Raw genomic sequence first — 15,516 nt, forward strand, 5'->3', positions numbered from 1 at the left:
CCTATTATTAAAACGATTTGGCTCTCGATTAAGGTACCAGATACTGTCTAAATGAATCAGGTAATACAACCTGTCTATTTGATAAATGTGTGAGGGATAAAAAAATGAGTAATAACGAACTCCATCAACGTCGTCTGGCTGCTACTCCACGTGGCGTAGGTGTGATGTGTAATTTCTTTGCCCAATCGGCTGAAAACAGCACCATCAATGACGTTGAAGGCAAGCAGTACATTGATTTTGCCGCCGGGATTGCCGTGCTGAATACCGGCCATCGGCATCCTCGCCTGGTGCAGGCGGTTGAGCAGCAACTTCAAGCGTTTACTCACACCGCTTATCAGATTGTCCCTTACGAAAGCTACGTTCAGCTTGCAGAGAAAATTAACGCCGCCGCGCCAATCGCTGGGTGTAAGAAAACGGCCTTTTTCACCACCGGGGCTGAAGCGGTAGAAAACGCGGTGAAGATTGCCCGCGCCCATACTGGCCGTCCTGGTGTGATTGCTTTTAGCGGTGGGTTCCATGGTCGCACTTACATGACCATGGCGTTAACCGGCAAAGTGGCTCCCTACAAAATTGGTTTTGGCCCATTCCCTGGGTCCGTCTTCCATGCGCCGTATCCGTCCGAACTGAACGGGATTTCCACTCACGATGCGGTGAAATCCATGGAACGCCTGTTTAAATCCGACATTGAGGCAACTCAGGTAGCGGCGATTATATTCGAACCTGTGCAGGGTGAAGGCGGCTTCAATGTGGCTCCGCCTGAATTTGTGGCGGCGATTCGCCAAATTTGTGATACCCACGGCATCGTGATGATTGCTGACGAAGTGCAAAGTGGTTTTGCGCGCACCGGCAAAATGTTTGCCATGAACCATTACGCGCATCAACCTGACCTGATGACTATGGCGAAAAGCCTGGCAGGCGGCATGCCGTTATCTGGCGTGGTGGGTAAAGCGGAAATTATGGATGCACCTGCGCCTGGCGGTTTGGGCGGGACTTACGCCGGTAACCCGCTGTCGGTGGCGGCAGCCCATGCGGTGCTGGATATTATTGCTGAGGAAAAACTCTGCCAACGAGCCGAAGCACTGGGTGAACGGCTGACATCTGCGCTGCGCGAGATCAAACAAAATTGCCCGGCCTTAGCGGAAGTGCGTGGCCTTGGCTCGATGATTGCCGCAGAATTTTACGACACCACAACTGGCGAGCCGTCTGCGGCAATTGCCCAGCAAGTGCAGAAACGTGCGTTGGAGCAAGGCTTGCTGCTACTGACCTGTGGTCAAAATGGCAACGTGATCCGTTTCCTTTACCCGCTGACCATCCCTGATGCTCAGTTCGATAAAGCGCTGGATATCATTAAAACCGCGACGCAAATGTGAGACCCAAGATGATCAATTTAAACAATACAGACCTGCTGCTCGACAGTTGCCCGGTTGGCGGCGAGTGGAGCCACGCCCAGTCGGGTAAAACCATGTCGGTGGTCAATGCCGCGACGGGGCAGAAAATCGCCGAAGTGCCGTTGATGGGGCAAGCTGAAACTCAGCAGGCAATCGCGGCGGCAGAGATGGCGCAAAAAGCGTGGAAGATGCAGACTGCGGCAAGCCGCGCAAAAATCCTCCATCGTTGGGTGAGCCTGATTCAGGAAAATACTGAAGATCTGGCGCGGCTGATTACCAGTGAAGGCGGCAAACCGCTGGCTGAAGCGCGTGGCGAAGTAAACTATGCTGCCTCGTTCATTAGCTGGTTTGCGGAAGAGGCGAAAAGAGTCGATGGCGTGTTGTTGCAACCGACCAACCCGGATCAACGTTTTATCGTCTCGAAACAACCTGTTGGTGTTTGCGCGGCAATCACCCCGTGGAATTTCCCGGCGGCGATGATCACCCGCAAAGTAGCTCCGGCATTAGCCGCAGGCTGTGCAATTATCGTTAAGCCCGCGGAACAAACACCACTGACCGCGCTGGCGTTAGCCAAACTTGCCGAACTGGCAGGTTTGCCAAAAGCCCTGTTGCAGGTCATTACCGGAGATGCCAAAGAAATTGGCGGTGAACTGTGTCGCAATGCCACGGTACGCAAACTCAGTTTCACCGGCTCCACGGAAACAGGGCGCTTATTAATGGCGCAATGTGCTCCGACCATCAAAAAGCTCTCGCTGGAGCTTGGCGGAAATGCGCCGGTTATTGTCTTTGACGATGCCGACCTTGGGCTTGCCGTAAAGGGCATTATGGCGTCGAAATTCCGTAACAGCGGGCAAACCTGCGTGTGCGCCAACCGCATCTACGTGCAGAGCGGGATTTATCAAAAGTTGTGCGATGAACTGGTGAAAGCGGTTGAAGCCCTGAAAGTCGGCAATGGTATGGATGACGGCGTGACACAAGGGCCGCTTATCAATGCCAAAGCGATTGAAAAAGTTGAGCTGCATCTGAATGACGCGCTGCAAAAGGGCGCCACGCTGTTAACTGGCGGCCATAAACATCCGTTGGGTGGCAATTATTTCGCTCCGACCGTGGTGGCCAATATCACGCAAGAGATGCGTTTTGCTCGTGAAGAAACCTTCGGGCCGGTGGCTGCGCTGTTTAAATTCGACCGTGACGACGAAGTAGTGAATTACGCCAACGATACCGAATTTGGCCTTGCCGCGTATATATTCACGCAGGATGCGAAGCGCCAGTGGCAAATTCCTGAAGCACTGGAATACGGCATGGTAGGGGTCAACACCGGGCTGATTTCCAACGAAGTTGCGCCATTTGGCGGCATCAAGCAATCAGGGCTGGGGCGCGAAGGCTCACGCTTCGGGATTGATGAGTATTTAGAGATGAAATACGTCTGCGTTAACCTCGCTTAACCCATTCACATTTACAACCTTCTGGCGGGTGACACTGCGCTTACCCGTGCTACAAAATCCAAATTTCTGGCGGGTGACACTGTGCTTACCCGCTCTACAAAATCCAAATTTCTGGCGGGTGACGCTACGCTTACCCACCCTACAAAATCCAAATTTCTGGTGGGGGACGCTACGCTTACCCGTCCTACAAAATCCTGACTTCTGGTGGGTGACGCTGCGCTTACCCGCTCTACAAAATCCAAATTTCTGGCGGGTGAAGCTGCGCTTACCCGTGCTACAAAATCCAAATCGTAGGTCGGATAAGCGTAGCGTCATCCGACAATTCTCTTGTTAAAATCTTGCTCAAAATCTTTAACAATAATGTGACATTAAGCGTATACATATAACATATTATGTTTTATAAAATACACACACTGCCTGCCCTTATGCCACATAAAGAGAAAAGATATGGACCAGACGACAGACAAACAACATCACCAACATCAGCCAGTTAAAGGCGAGCAATTCAACCGCTCGATAGGGCTGATGTCTAACTTCGCATTGGGATTTACCTACCTTTCGCCACTGACTGCGGTTTATTCGCTGTTTGCATTGGCCGTGACGCTCGCGGGGCCACCGGCTATCTGGTGGATATTGATTGTGGCGTGCGGGCAACTACTGGTGGCGTTAGTCTTTGGCGAAGTGGCCTCGCAATATCCGATTACCGGTGGCTTATATCCGTGGGCGAGAAGACTTTGGGGTAAAAAATATGCCTGGATTGCCGCCTGGATTTATCTTTGGGCGTTAGTGGTTACCATTACTTCGATTGCGGAATACACCTCTACCTTCGTGGCCTCGTTATTCCACTACGCCACTAGTGCGGGCAATATGATGGTGACGTCTGTCGTCTTGCTGCTGATTATGATGGTCGTGAATATGTCAGGCACCAAAAACCTGGCTCGCGTGGCGAGAATTGGTTTTTGGTGTGAAATCGTCAGCGTTATTGCACTCGGCATTTATCTGCTGATATTCCATCGCTCGCAACCTTTCTCCGTGGTATTTGACTCGATGGGCGTGTTGGCTAACGACGGCAATTACACCACCGCCTTTATGTCAGCATCTTTGATGGGGTTGTTTATGTTCTTCGGCTTCGAAGCCTGCGGTAATGTGGCAGAAGAAGTGAAAAACCCAGGTAAGAAAATTCCCGTGGCGATGATTTTAAGTATCGTGTTTGGTGCCATCTCTGCGGTAATTTCGATTATGGGTTATTTGTTATCGTCCCGAGATTTAGTCAACATTGTAAACGGTAAAATTTCCGACCCGATTCCGGCGATTCTCAACGAAGCGTTGGGGCCAACCGGTGCTACGGTCTTTATTGTGGTCGCGGTGATTGCGATGTTGTCTTGTATTCTTTCTTTGCAAGCTGCCTTGAGCCGTCTGATATTTTCCTTCTCCCGCGATAACATGCTACCTGGCAGCGAATGGATGTCGAAAATCTCCAAACATAGCGTGCCGGATAACGCCATGATGGTGAGCTGTTTGTTACCGGTGATTATCTGCGTGTGGGTCTATTTCCAGCCTGATAGCCTGGCGCGTATTACCGCATTTGCGGTCATCGGTATCTATATTTCCTTCCAGATGGTGGTACTGGCGGCATTGCGCCAGCGCCTGAAAGGGTGGAAACCTGCCGGTGAATGGACGGTGGGTTCGTGGGGGATTATCGTCAATATTCTGGCACTGGCTTACGGGTTGTGCGGTATTTGGTTACTGGCGCAACCGGCCCAGAGTGAAAACTTTATGGACCGCTGGACGGTGCTGGTAGGACTGGCGATTGTGATTGGTTCGGGCCTGATTTATATGTTCGTCAGCAAACCGTTTGGCCGCTCGAGTGCACCCGAGAATGATGCGATTGAATACGCTCGTAAATTAAATACCGAACAAGTTTAATATTAATATCAATGTCGGATGTCGCTTAGCGTAGCGACATCCGACTTATTCACATATATAAATTAAAATAATCATTCTCAAAGACAATACTCGTCACACTGGCATCCAGTAAATCACTGACGCGGAATCGTGGATGGGTAGAGAAAATAATTCTGCGCTCTTTATTGGTTAGAATAACTTTATCATTAGCCGCATAAGGTAATAGCTCATCCTCTACACGGCTGACTAATAAATCTATCGCCGCAACACCTAAAAACTGATCCTGAAAATGAACCGGGACGGCGCAGGTGAGGGTGTACGAAGTATTGCAAATATAGTCGACGTAGGGGCCATGGATAAAGGCGTTATCCACCGATGGTGCTTGCTTAAACCATTCAAAGGTACGGAAATCCAGGCGCTGTTGTGTGGCCTGGTCCAAATCCAGATTCACCTGTTTTACACCATCGGCTTTCTTATACCACCACTCCAAAAGCCAGAATTCCTTATTGCTGACGCTGCTTTCAATATGGCTGGCAAAACCGGCACCCGCACAGTAACCATTACTATTCAGAGTTTGTTTAATATGATCCTGAATGGTTTTTCTGACTGACGGCTCAAGCAGATGCTCCAGCTTAACGTCTTTAATTTCAGCCAACGAAGCTTCAATTTCCCTGGCAAGCAACACGGTGGATTCAATAGTCGAGTTAATGATTTTATCAATTTTGGTGCTTAGAGTACGGAGTGATGTTGTTTGTAGCATATTTATGCCTGTTGTTTTTATTGGTTATTATTTACGTTGTGCTTCAATTTATTTTCTATCAGATAGAAAGTAAACGTGTCGATTAATTTTTTGGCAATGTTAACTGACTCGATTTCATTGTGAGATTCCAGCGTGTCAATTAACGAGATATACAGATCAACAATCTCGCGATGTATATATTCTGAACGGAACAGCATCGCCACCAGTGACGACCATTCAGATTGCAAAATCAGCTCCTGGTTTGCCAGACGTGCTGACTGTGAACAGGCGGCAATGGCTAACAAACAGCGCATGTCGGCCTGAGTACGTGCCTCGGGCGTGGTGGAGGCGGCAAGTACTGCAACAAAGTCGCGCAGGCGGGTAATATCGGCGTTCGTCATACGGCGCGACGCAAGCCTTGCGCTGTGGCTAATAATCGCGCAGTGCATCTCGCCCAAATCAGACAGGTAATCAGTGCTCAGGGTTTTAAAAGGATTAAGAGAGTGACTTAATTCCCACGCTTGTTCGCACACAAAACTGCCACCGTTACGCCCACGCACCGTATGAATTAAATTATTCGCGCGCAGCGTGTTTAACGCTTCCCGGATGGTGATGTGCGAAACCCCCATCATTTTTGCCAGATCGGCTTCATTCGGTAGCTGCTCGTTTGCCTCAAGCAGGCCGGTAATAATGGCGTTGGAAAGCCGCTGAACTATCTGATCGGAACGGCTGGCCTGACCGATTGGCGCGAATATCACCGCATGCGTAATCATAATTTTCCCTGAAGAGAGACTCCTTGAATAAGGCCACTGAACATAGCATACAAGCGCTGCGTAAAGAATCACTTCGGAATGGGATGTATATCATATTGTTAGTAGAATGTTATTGAATTTAATCTTCATAAAACATATTACATAATATAATATATGTTTAAACCAGCGGAGAGCACGATGAAGATTCTGAAGCATTTTATCAATGGGCAATATGTCGCGGGTTCGCAAGAGAACCTCTTTGAGCTGGTTAGCCCGGTGAATGGTGAAACCTACGCACTGTCGCCGAGCGCCGGTCGTGCGGAGGTCGAACAAGCTTATCAGGCGGCGAAAACAGCTTTTGCGGTGTGGAAACACTCCACGCCGTCGCAGAGACAGCGTGCGCTGCTGAAACTGGCGGATGAAATTGAACGTAATGTTGAACGCCTGATTCAGGCGCAAAGCGAAGAAACCGGGCAGCTGCGGCATTTCATTGAAAAAGAAGAGATTGCGGCATCCTGTGATGCGCTGCGTTTTTTTGCTGGTGCTGCGCGTTGCCTGGAAGGAAAAGCCTCCTATGAATATGCCGAGGGCTTAACCTCGACGATTCGCCGCGAACCGCTGGGGATTGTCGGCCAGGTCACCCCGTGGAACTATCCCTTCATGATGGCGGTGTGGAAAATCGCACCGGCACTGGCCGCCGGAAACACGGTGGTGTTAAAGCCCAGCGATACCACGCCCATCAGCACGTTGATTCTGGCGGAACTGGCAGCACCTCTTTTCCCGCAAGGGGTATTTAACGTGGTGCTCGGCAAAGCGGAAACCGGCTCGCTGGTGGTGTCCAGCACCGAAGCGTCACTGGTTTCGATAACCGGTTCGGTTCGTGCGGGGTTGCAAGTTGCTGCCTCTGCTGCGGCTAATTTGACCAAAGCGCACCTTGAATTGGGCGGTAAGGCTCCGGTCATCGTCTTTGCCGATGCCGACATTGCCAAAGCGGTGGAGGTCATCACCACCGCAGGGTTCTTCAATGCTGGACAAGACTGCACCTCGGCGACGCGAATTTTGATTGAAGACTCTATCTATGCGCAATTCCTCGAAAAATTGGTCACCAAAACCCGCGCCATCAAATTTGGCACGCCGGAAGATAAAGACGCGTTGTACGGCGCGTTAAACAGCCGCAACCAACTAGAACAGGTCAAAGGTTTTATCAGCCGCCTGCCGTCACAAGCCGTCATCGAAACTGGCGGCAAAGCGGGGGATGGCCCAGGCTTCTATTTTGAACCGACGATTATTTCCGGGCTTGATCAACGCGATGAGGCCATCCAGCACGAAGTGTTTGGCCCGGTGATGACAGTGCAGAAGTTTTCCTCCGAGGCGGAAGCGCTGGAGAAGGCCAATGATGTGGAATATGGCCTGGCAGCGAGCATCTGGACCAGCAACCACAGCCGCGCCCAACGTTTCAGCATTCGCCTGGATTTCGGCACCGTATGGATTAACAACCATATTCCTCTGTGTGCGGAGATGCCTCACGGCGGCTTCAAAAAATCTGGCTATGGCAAAGATTTATCATCCTACTCACTGGATGAATACACGCGAGTGAAACACATCATGTGTGACATCTCTGAATAATTAACGCCGCTCCGATTAGACTTTAAGGTGATGAAATGAAAGCAATGAAAGTCGCTGTTCTGTCCCTGGCGCTGTTCTCAAATTTGGCATTAGCGGAAGTGTCTCCGTTAACGGTGGTTAAAGATTATATGTCGGCGTGGAATGCCCATGACGCCGCAAAGGCCGCGCAATATTTATCCAATGATGTGGTGTATTACGATGCCGCCAGCGGCACGCCGGTGAAAGGGAAAAGTAACGCCGAAAAAGAGGTGATTGGCGCGTTTATTAAAGCGGTGCCAGATTTAACCTGGAAAATGACCAGCAAGCCAGTTTACGATCACGACACTATCGCTTTTCGCTGGGAATTCAGCGGTAAAAATAGCGGCGAATGGGCGGGAAGCCCGGCCACAAATAACCCGATTAAATTTGAAGGAGTCAGTTATATCACCGTCAATAACGGGAAAATAACCTGGCAGGGCGATTATTACGACTCCAAAAAGCTCGACGAAGAACTAAAGCCACAAGCTAAATAAGGACTGATATGTCTATCACCAGACGTGATTTTCTCAATGGAGTGGCAATTACTATTGCCGCAGGGATGACACCACTTGATTTTGCAAAAGCTGCCGGAAAAGCCAGTGTGATGATTGGCGATGACTATTATCCACCGCAGCTCACTGGGCTGCGTGGGAATCATCCCGGTTCTTTTGAAATGGCACATGCGATTGGCCGCGATCATGAAAAATTTAGTACCGACCATCTGCCCATCGAAGAAGAATATGATCTGGTGATTGTTGGCGGCGGGCTAAGTGGTTTATCTGCCGCCAGCTTCTGGCATGATTTGGCGGGTAAGAATAGCAAAGTGCTGGTGCTCGATAATCATGATGATTTTGGCGGTCACGCGAAACGTAATGAATTTAAAGCGGACGGCAAAAAAATCATTGGCTATGGCGGCAGTGAAGCCTTTCAATCGCCGAGCCGCAATTTTAGCGATGAGGTAAATGGGCTGCTGTCTACCGTCGGCGTAAGCGTCGTCAGAATGAAGGAAAGCTTTGACGTTAATTTCTACCCCGATTTAAAACTCAGCCGTGGCGTTTTCTTCGACAAAAAGAACTTTGGTGAAACCAAAATTGTCAGCGGTGATCCTGGGCACGCCGTCGCTGATGATATTCCGCGCGATAAACTCAATGGTCGCCCCCTTGAAGCATTCATTAATGATTTCCCGTTGAGCGAAAGCGATCGCAAAGCCATTTTGGATCTGCATGTGAATCCAGTGGATTACCTGAAAGGCATGACCGCCGACGAAAAATCCGCGTGGATGGACACCCACAGTTACCGCGATTTCCTGGTAGAAAAAGTCGGCTTGAGCAAAATGGCGCTGATGTATTTCCAGCAACGCACCAACGACTTTTTTGCCATCGGTATTGAAGGCGTAAGTTGTAGCGATGCCCGAACCTGCGCGCTTCCGGGAATGGATGCCATGGATTTACCGCCGCTTGATGAAGAGGCACAGGCCGATCTCGATGAACCCTATGTTTATCATTTTCCTGATGGTAACGCCGGGCTTGCGCGGCTGATCGTCAGGCACCTGATTCCAGATGCGCTGCCGGGTAACACCATGGAGGATTCCATTACCGCCAGGCTTCATTATGAAAAGCTCGATCTGCCGGAAAACAGCACACGCCTGCGCCTTAACAGCATGGTGATTAATGCGGCCAATAGCGAAGACGGTGTGGTGGTGACTTACGTGAATGACGGTAAAGCGCATCGCGTGAAAGGGAGAAAAGCCATCATGGCGGGTTACAACATGATGATCCCGTATCTGGTGCCTGAAACGCCGGAACAGCAAAAGGCTGACCTGCGGCTCAACGTTAAAGCGCCGCTGGTGTACACCAATGTGGTGGTCAAAAACTGGCAGTCATTCATGCAATTAGGCATCCACGAATTTTATTCACCCGCCGCACCATATAGCCGCGTGAAGCTGGATTATCCGGTCAGCATGGGCGGTTACCAGCATCCGCAAAATGCCGATCAACCGATGTGTCTGCATATGGTTTATGTACCGACGTATCCGGGAAGCAAATTGAGTGCGCGCGAACAATTCCGCCAGGGGCGGGCGTATTTACTGGGTACGCCATTCGACACCCATGAAAAAATGATTCGTACACAATTGCAGGAAATGCTCGGGCAAACCGGTTTTGACCATGAACGGGATATTACTGCCATCACCGTTAACCGCTGGGCGCACGGTTATTCTTACTACGCCACCGCCTTGTTCGATGATATGGACAAAATGCCCGAAATCATTGAGCGCGCGCGTCAACCCATTGGCCGCATTGCGATAGCCAACTCTGATTCCGACTGGGACGCCTACGCGCATACCGCGATTGACCAGGCGTGGCGCGCGGTCAACGAACTTAAAGCGATGGGATGAGCGACATGAAACAGACTTTATTGGCTATTGGCTGCTTGTTCGTCGCGGGGAATGCCGCCGCGAGTTCGGCAGGCGAATATATGGCAAAGATTTCAGATTGCGTGGCGTGCCACACCACCGAAGGCGGAGCGCCGATGGCGGGCGGGAAAAAGTTCTCCACGCCGATTGGCGATATTTACGCCACTAACATCACGCCGGATAAAACCTTCGGCATTGGTAATTATTCATACGAAGAGTTCGAAAAAGCCGTGAGGCAGGGCATCGCAAAAGATGGGCATCCGTTGTATCCCGCGATGCCGTATCCGTCCTACGCCAAAATGACGGATCAAGATATTCGCGCACTGTATGACTATTTCATGAATGAGGTTCCGGCGGCGGATACAAAAAACAAAGACAATGAGATCCCTTTGCTCTTGTCGGCCCGCTGGCCTTTGCATGTCTGGAACTGGTTGTTCGTCGAAGAGACGGCCCCTGAAAATAAAACCGGGCAGCCCACTGATTTATTAGCCCGAGGTGCTTATCTGGTGGAAGGGCCGGGGCATTGTGGTGCGTGTCATACCCCAAGAGGTGTGACGATGCAGGAAAAAGGCTATGACGCCTCCAGCGCTGAATATCTGACGGGGGCGATGATTGAAGGTTGGTATGCACCTTCGTTGCGAAACATTTCTATGTCGAGAGATGAATTAAAAGATCTGCTGCGCATGGGGCGCAGCCAGCACGATGCGCTTTCCGGGCCAATGAGTGAGGTGGTGACGCAGAGCACGCAGTATCTGACCGACAAAGATCTGGATGCGATAGCGTTTTATTTGCTGAACTTTAACCACAAAAATGGCGTGCCGGTGGCTGCCGATGGCGCCATTGTTTATGCGCCGACAGACGGTAAAACGCTGTATTCGATGTATTGCTCCACCTGCCACGGTGATGACGGAAAAGGCAAAGATTTCACCGTCCCTTCGTTAGTGAACAACACGGTAGTCAACGCCAAAGACCCGTCATCATTGATTTCTGTGGTTTATCAGGGCGCCGAAACACCGCAAACCCACGGCAATATTTCTTTCAAAATGCCGGCATATAAAGAGGTGATGTCTGACGATGAAATGACCAATGTGGTTAATTACGTCAGAGGAACGTGGGGCAATGGCGCGCCGCAGGCGACCAAGGATGAGGTTAGTGCGATAGCGAAATAAAGTCCTGCGGTGGATGACGCTAGCGCTTATCCACCCTACAAAAACAAAGCCTTATGAAACCGCGTAGCTCGGATAAGCGCAGCGCCATCCGACATTTTCACGTGTAACGACAGGTGCAAGCGGTGGATGACACTAGCGCTTATCCACCTTACAAAAACAAAGCCTTATGAAACCGAGTAGGTCGGATAAACGCAGCGCCATCCGACACCACTGGCGTAAATGGTGGATGACGCTGGCGCTTATCCACCCTACAAAAACAAAGCATTAATGAAACCGCGTAGGTCGGATAAGCGCAGCGTCATCCGACACCACTGGCGTGAATGGTGGATGACGCTGGCGCTTATCCACCCTACAAAACAAAGCCTTATGAAACCGCGCAGGTCGGATAAGCGCAGCGCCATCCGACACCACTGGCGTAAATGGTGGATGACGCTGGCGCTTATTCACCCTACAAAAACAAAGCATTAATGAAACCGCGTAGGTCGGATAAGCGCAGCGTCATCCGACACCACTGGCGTAAATGGTGGATGACGCTGGCGCTTATCCACCTTACAAAACAAAGCGTTATGAAACCGCGTAGCTCGGATAAGCGCAGCGCCATCCGACATTTTCAGGTGTAACGACAGGTGCAAGCGGTGGATGAAGCTGGCGCTTATCCACCCTACAAAACAAAGCCTTATGAAACCGAGTAGGTCGGATAAACGCAGCGTCATCCGACATTTTCAGGTGTCTGACGTTGGATTAACTCCGGCACCCGCGGAATAAATCACTATCCGCGTGGTAATCGCGGGTGGTGATGTCCCAAATCCCCAGCACCGATGAGAACAAGTTGTCATGGGAGTACGGGTTCTTCGCAGCATTATTTTTCAGACACTTCATATTAATGTGCTTATCCGCGATAAAACCGGGTGACATCCACACCTGCATCGGTATATGCGTTTGCTGATCCGGTGCCAGTTTGTACGGCGTGCCGTGCAGATACAGGCCACTTTCCCCCAGAGACTCGCCGTGGTCGGACACATACAGCAGCACGGTGTTGTACTTGTCGCTATAAAGTTTGAGCTTTTCAATCATTTGTGCCACGACATAGTCGGTATAACGAATGGTGTTGTCGTAGGTATTGACCAGTTGTTCTTGCGTACAGTTTTCAATGTCGCTACGCGCACATTCCGGCATAAAGTGGCGTTGTTTAGCCGGATAACGCTGGAAATAGGTCGGCCCGTGGCTACCAATGATATGAAAGGCAACCAGCTTATCCCCGGCCATTTTTGCCATCTCTTCATCGATATTTTCCAGCATCACCTCGTCGAAACAGGTTTCGCCATTACACAATTTCGGGTTATCGGTCGGTTTAATTTCGATAGTCGGTAACCGTTTACACACGCCTTTACAGCCACCGTCATTATCTTTCCACAGCAGCGAAACCCCGGTTTTTTGCACGATATCGAGGAAGTTTTCACTGTTAGTCGCTTTTTTGGCGTTGTACTCGGTGCGGTTCATATTTGAGAACATGCAGGGTACGGAAACCGCAGTGGCCGTGCCGCACGAATGAACGTCCTTAAACGAAATAACATCGCCACTTTGGCTGGTGAAAGCGTTGGTATCACGCTCATAACCGTTCATCGAGAAATTCTGGCTACGTGCGGTTTCGCCAATCACCAGGAACATTAGTGTCGGTTTGTCTTTATTGGCAACACGTTTGGCGTCATCACCCAATGTCTGGAACGGCTCTTTGGTGGTGAAGTAGGTATCTTGCAAATAGCGGACGGTACTGTAGACGTAGTTCGCCGGGATAATCTCTTTGTTTAGCGTTGAGTTATTGCGCCCGACAGAGGCGTAGTCCTGGTAATAAAGTGCGGCCACACCCGCAATTAGCAACAGTGATGCCGCCATAGACAACAAACGGTATGTAATGCCCTTATACCACTTGGCTGGATATTCAATCTTAATTAAAAACAGCAAGATAGCCGGAAGTATCCCGGTCAGCAGCAGCCATAAAATGATCGAGCCATTCAGATAAGAATGGGCTTCTTGTGGATTGGTTTCGACGATGTTTTGGATCATAGACTGATCAAACATCACTTTGTATTTCAGCGTCGAGTAACTGACCATTGAGCCTGTCACAAATAACAGTGCAAAAAACGGTTTCAGCAAAAATCGAATCGAAAAGGGCATAAAGACAAAGTTAAGTGCCGCAACCAATACAAACGGTATGGAGATGGCAAAACCCATTTTGACGTGCTCAAGGTGCGTCAAAATATCGTAAAAATGCAGTAATACGGGCCAGTTAAGCAAGAAGGCAAAAACCACCGCCAACAGTAAAACCAGTGGGATAAGCTTAATCCTGAAAAGTACGGGCATTAATATCTCCGAATAATTGCCGCCAAAGTAAATACCATTTGGCATCTAAAACGTGCTGACAATTTTTACCAAGTGTTTGAAATTTGCTCAGAATAAATAAGTTGCGGTGAAGTTAAGAAATACTCTCTTAAATATCCCAAAAAACAACTCACGATTTCTTTTTCAAGAGTGGTTATTTATTCATTACAAACCTTAATTTAACCTTAATAGATTAAAAACACTTAAAAAAACATGAGTCTTATAGATGGTGTTTTCGTTAAAAGTTAATGTATTCATGGTGTTGTATTGATTTTTGTGGTTTTTGGATGTCTGTCAGTATTTTCCATTAAGGTGATTTTTATTCTGGCTGGTGCAATCTTAATATTGAGCTAAGAAAACTCTGTTAAGTTGATTTCAATTTAATCGCGGTTTAGATAACTGCATTTTGAATCAGTCATGTTGCACGTTTATTTAATAACACAGGGTCATGATAAATACATTCGTGCAACGTCTTAATCTGGAGTCACTCCAGGAGTGAACACCGTGCGGCTAATTCGTGCTGCTAATAATGGGAATATTCAATGAGTGAATTTCTGCCTTTCTCACGTCCCGCTATCGGGCCAGAAGAACTCGCCGTGGTGAGTGAAGTTTTGCAGTCCGGTTGGATAACCACTGGCCCAAAAAATCAGGCACTTGAACAAGCTTTTTGCGAGTTAACCGGCAATAAACATGCGATTGCTGTCAGCTCAGCCACCGCCGGAATGCACGTCGCGTTGATGGCAATGGGCATCGGTGCGGGTGACGAGGTAATTACGCCTTCGCTGACCTGGGTTTCCACCCTGAATATGATTGTGTTACTGGGCGCTGAACCGGTGATGATTGATGTTGACCGCAACACGCTAATGGTGACCGCCGCCGCCATTGAGGCCGCGATAACCCCGCGAACTCGCGCGATTATTCCGGTTCATTATGCCGGAGCGCCAGTGGATATTGACGCGATCCGCGCCGTGGGTGAGCGCCACGGTATTCCGGTGATTGAAGACGCGGCACATGCGGCGGGAACGTACTATAAAGGCAAACATGTTGGCGACCGTGGGACGGCAATTTTCTCGTTCCATGCGATTAAAAACATGACTTGCGCAGAAGGCGGGTTAATCGTCACCGACGACGAGGCGTTCGCCAACCGCATGCGTAGCCTGAAATTCCACGGGCTGGGTGTTGATGCCTTTGACCGCCAGACGCTTGGCCGTGCGCCGCAAGCCGAAGTGATAGCGCCTGGTTACAAATACAATCTTGCCGATATTAATGCCGCTATCGCGCTGGTGCAGCTAGGCAAACTTGCGCAAAACAATGCTCGCCGTACAGAAATCGCCGGACGTTACTTAGCTGAACTGGCGAACACGCCTTTCTTGCCGCTTATCCAGCCAGAGTGGGAACACCAGCACGCCTGGCATCTATTTATTATTCGCGTTGATGAAGCGCGTTGCGGCATTTCCCGTAACGAACTGATGGATGCCCTGAAAGCAAAAGGCATCGGCAGCGGTTTGCATTTCCGCGCCGCCCATACCCAGAAGTATTACCGCGAACGATACCCAACGCTCTCTTTACCCGATACCGAATGGAACAGTGAGCGAATTTGCTCTATTCCGTTGTTCCCAACGATGACTGATGACGATGTCTCCCGCGTGATCAACGCGTTGCGTGAAGTCGCAGGAAAATAA

At 49.8% G+C, this 15,516-nt stretch carries 11 protein-coding genes; 8 read left to right on the forward strand and 3 right to left on the reverse strand.

Going from position 1 to position 15,516, the window contains the following annotated elements; all coding sequences use genetic code 11:
• Positions 1 to 104 precede the first annotated feature (104 nt).
• The 3 genes from puuE to MNO13_RS11240 all read left to right on the forward strand — a co-directional run bounded on the left by puuE (position 105) and on the right by MNO13_RS11240 (position 4,759).
• Positions 105 to 1,370 carry a 4-aminobutyrate transaminase gene (gene puuE / locus MNO13_RS11230; protein ID WP_241939990.1) on the forward strand — a complete coding sequence of 422 codons (1,266 nt, stop codon included), beginning with the start codon at positions 105 to 107 and terminating at the stop codon, positions 1,368 to 1,370.
• A gap of 11 nt (positions 1,371 to 1,381) precedes the next feature.
• The gene (locus MNO13_RS11235; RefSeq protein WP_064546557.1) at positions 1,382 to 2,833 is read left to right on the forward strand and encodes an NAD-dependent succinate-semialdehyde dehydrogenase; all 1,452 of its coding nucleotides are present in this window, start codon (positions 1,382 to 1,384) and stop codon (positions 2,831 to 2,833) included.
• Positions 2,834 to 3,280: 447 nt separating this feature from the next.
• Positions 3,281 to 4,759, forward strand: coding sequence for an APC family permease (locus MNO13_RS11240; RefSeq protein WP_241939991.1), 1,479 nt, complete (start codon positions 3,281 to 3,283; stop codon positions 4,757 to 4,759).
• 49 nt (positions 4,760 to 4,808) lie between these two features.
• Here the strand turns inward: MNO13_RS11240 and MNO13_RS11245 are convergent, their stop codons facing one another.
• Together MNO13_RS11245 and MNO13_RS11250 are read right to left on the reverse strand one after the other, a co-directional pair.
• Complete coding sequence (locus tag MNO13_RS11245; RefSeq protein ID WP_241939992.1) at positions 4,809 to 5,498, reverse strand: cache domain-containing protein; 690 nt, start codon at positions 5,496 to 5,498, stop codon at positions 4,809 to 4,811.
• Between the two features lie 17 nt (positions 5,499 to 5,515).
• Positions 5,516 to 6,250: a FadR/GntR family transcriptional regulator gene (locus MNO13_RS11250; RefSeq protein ID WP_241939993.1), complete on the reverse strand. Its 735-nt coding sequence runs from the start codon at positions 6,248 to 6,250 to the stop codon at positions 5,516 to 5,518.
• Between the two features lie 177 nt (positions 6,251 to 6,427).
• Between MNO13_RS11250 and MNO13_RS11255 the strand changes: the two genes are divergently transcribed.
• The 4 genes from MNO13_RS11255 to MNO13_RS11270 are packed head-to-tail and all read left to right on the forward strand — an operon-like array spanning position 6,428 to position 11,455.
• On the forward strand, positions 6,428 to 7,855 hold the full coding sequence (locus tag MNO13_RS11255) for a gamma-aminobutyraldehyde dehydrogenase (protein WP_241939994.1): 1,428 nt from the start codon (positions 6,428 to 6,430) through the stop codon (positions 7,853 to 7,855).
• 35 nt (positions 7,856 to 7,890) lie between these two features.
• Complete coding sequence (locus tag MNO13_RS11260; RefSeq protein ID WP_121813603.1) at positions 7,891 to 8,367, forward strand: ester cyclase; 477 nt, start codon at positions 7,891 to 7,893, stop codon at positions 8,365 to 8,367.
• Between the two features lie 8 nt (positions 8,368 to 8,375).
• Entirely contained in the window at positions 8,376 to 10,268 is a 1,893-nt protein-coding gene (locus MNO13_RS11265; RefSeq protein WP_064546186.1) for an NAD(P)/FAD-dependent oxidoreductase, read from the forward strand.
• A 5-nt stretch (positions 10,269 to 10,273) separates the two neighbouring features.
• On the forward strand, positions 10,274 to 11,455 hold the full coding sequence (locus tag MNO13_RS11270) for a cytochrome c (protein WP_232887074.1): 1,182 nt from the start codon (positions 10,274 to 10,276) through the stop codon (positions 11,453 to 11,455).
• A gap of 741 nt (positions 11,456 to 12,196) precedes the next feature.
• Here the strand turns inward: MNO13_RS11270 and MNO13_RS11275 are convergent.
• Complete coding sequence (locus MNO13_RS11275) at positions 12,197 to 13,816, reverse strand: phosphoethanolamine transferase (protein ID WP_241939995.1); 1,620 nt, start codon at positions 13,814 to 13,816, stop codon at positions 12,197 to 12,199.
• 560 nt (positions 13,817 to 14,376) lie between these two features.
• On the opposite strand from MNO13_RS11275, the gene arnB reads away from it, so the two are divergent.
• The gene (gene arnB, locus MNO13_RS11280) at positions 14,377 to 15,516 is read left to right on the forward strand and encodes a UDP-4-amino-4-deoxy-L-arabinose aminotransferase (RefSeq protein WP_241939996.1); all 1,140 of its coding nucleotides are present in this window, start codon (positions 14,377 to 14,379) and stop codon (positions 15,514 to 15,516) included.

Origin of the sequence: Buttiauxella ferragutiae (genome assembly GCF_022637515.1) — a bacterium.
GTDB classification, from domain to species: domain Bacteria; phylum Pseudomonadota; class Gammaproteobacteria; order Enterobacterales; family Enterobacteriaceae; genus Buttiauxella; species Buttiauxella ferragutiae.